Below are 2,285 nucleotides of genomic sequence, written 5' to 3'. Positions count from 1 at the left end.
TGCCCGTCGCGTCGGACGCGCTGCGTCGCTCGTACGCCCCTGGTGGACCGGCCGTGGCGGGCCCCCCCCGTGGCCCCCCCCCCCCCCTCGTCGTATCTAGGTCAACGCTCAGACCTTGCCGTCTCCGCCACCATCAGCGTCACCCTCATCGCCCTCGTCGTCCACGTCCCTCTCAACGACGGCGACATCACTGTCCGAGGACTCCGGGAGCGCATCGGCACCGTCCTCACCGTCCTCATCAAGAGCGTCCACGAACTCGACACCGTCCAGCTCGGCGAGCCGGTCCGACGCGTCGGTGCTGCCGTCCTTGTCGGACTCGATGGCCTTCGCGAACCACTCGCGCGCCTCGTCCTCACGCCCCGCCGCGAGCAGCGCGTCGGCGTACGCGTACCGCAGCCGCGCGGTCCACGGCTGCACGGAGTTCGACGCCAGCTCGGGGCTCTGCAGGGTGACGATGGCGGCATCGATCTGCCCCATGTCACGCCGGGCGCCTGCGGCCACGAGCCGCATCTCGACCTGCCCCGCCTTGTCCAGCTTCGCCACTTCAGGCCCACCGGCCATGTCCAGCGCCTTCTCGGGCCGGCCGAGACCACGCTCGCAGTCCGCCATGACGGGCCACAGCTCGACGCTGCCGGTCATCCGCCGGGCGGCCCGGAACTCGGCGAGGGCCTCGCTGTACTTCTGCGTCGCGTACGCGGCGAAGCCCGCGGCCTCGCGCACAGCGGCGACACGCGACGCGAGCCGCAGCGCGACCCGCGAGTACGCGTAGGCCTGCTCGGGGTCCTCGTCGAGCAGGTTGGCGACCATCACCAGGTTCTTGGCGACGTCCTCGGCAAGCCCCTTGGGAAGGCTCTGCAGCTCCTGCTGTACGTCCTTGTCGATCTCGTGCCCCGTGACGTCGTCCGGGATCGGCAGCCGCTTGATGGGCTCGCGATCGCGGTCACGGTCGTCACGCCCGCGGTAGCCACCGCGGTCGCCGTCGCGCCGGTCATCACGCCGGTCGTCCCGCCCACGGAACCCGCCGGGCCGTCCGCCACGGCTGTCGTCACGACGCGGCCCACGGTCGTCCCGCCCACGGTAGCCACCGCCACGGCTGTCATCACGCCGGAACCCACCGCGGTCACCACCGCGGTCGCCACCGCGGTCACCGCCACGATCGTCACGACGGTCATCGCGACGGAAGCCACCACGCTCACCACCGCGATCGTCACGCCGGTCATCACGACGGAACCCGGGACGGTCGCCACCACGGCTGTCATCCCGCCGGAAGCCACCACGATCGCCACCGCGGTCATCACGCCGGTCATCACGACGGAACCCGGGACGGTCGCCGCCACCACGGGGCCGGTCATCGCGTCGGTCGTCACGTCGATCGTCGCGCCGGAATCCACCACGATCGCCACCACGATCGCCACCGCGGTCGTCACGCCGGTCGTCCCGGCGGTCATCGCGCCGGAACCCGGGACGATCCCCGTCACGGCGGAACCCGGGACGGTCACCACCGCGGCTGTCGTCGCGACGGAAACCACCACGGTCACCACCGCGATCGTCACGACGGTCATCGCGACGCGGGGAGCCGGACGTCGAGCGGTCGTCACGGCGGAAGGCGGGACGATCCCCGTCACGGCGGTCGTCGCGACGCGGGAAACCGGAGGTCGAGCGGTCATCGCGACGGAACGGGGGACGTCCTCCACCATCACGGTCATCCCGCCCGCGGTAGCCGCCACCACCGCCACGGTTGTCATCGCGGCGGAATCCACCACGGTCACCACCGCGATCGTCGCGCCGGTCGTCCCGGCGGTCATCGCGCCGGAACGCGGGACGGTCTCCACCACGGCTGTCATCGCGACGGAAGCCACCACGCTCACCGCCACGGTCGTTGTCACGACGCGGACCGCCACGATTGTCACGGTCATCGCGGCGCGGTCCGCCAGAAGTGGGACGGTCGTCCCGGCGGAACGGGGGACGACCGCCGCTGCGGTCGCCACGGTCGTTGTCCCGACGGGGCGCCCCACCGCGGTATCCGCCCCGGTCGCCACCGTCCCGGCGGCGCTGCCCGCGCTCCGGTCGCTCGTCGGGAGAGTTGGTGGACATCGGTGACTCCTAGTCTTCGGTACCGCAGTCATTCTCGCGCAGCCGGGTAGCCGGCGCGCTTCGACAAAAACAAAAAGGACCCTTGGTCCCAGCGTGGACGCTGGGACCAAGGGTCCTCCAAATATTGTTGGGCGGCGTCCTACAATCCCACATGGTCCCCCCTGCAGTACCATCGGCGCTTTGATGGGAAT

The 2,285-nt window shown here is 71.1% G+C and carries 1 protein-coding gene and 1 pseudogene; both read right to left on the bottom strand.

What is annotated here, in order from left to right; translation table 11 throughout:
- Positions 1-108: 108 nt before the first annotated feature.
- Positions 109-915: a tetratricopeptide repeat protein gene (locus ACFWY6_RS45110; protein WP_384703658.1), complete on the bottom strand. Its 807-nt coding sequence runs from the start codon at positions 913-915 to the stop codon at positions 109-111.
- Positions 916-936: 21 nt separating this feature from the next.
- Positions 937-1,659: pseudogene (locus tag ACFWY6_RS45105) on the bottom strand (hypothetical protein); the annotation flags it as partial.
- Positions 1,660-2,285 lie beyond the last annotated feature (626 nt).

Source organism: Streptomyces sp. NPDC059037 (assembly GCF_042740015.1).
GTDB lineage: Bacteria > Actinomycetota > Actinomycetes > Streptomycetales > Streptomycetaceae > Streptomyces.
Note: the sequence above shows the minus strand (reverse complement) of the source record. Positions and strands in the feature narration are given on the sequence as shown.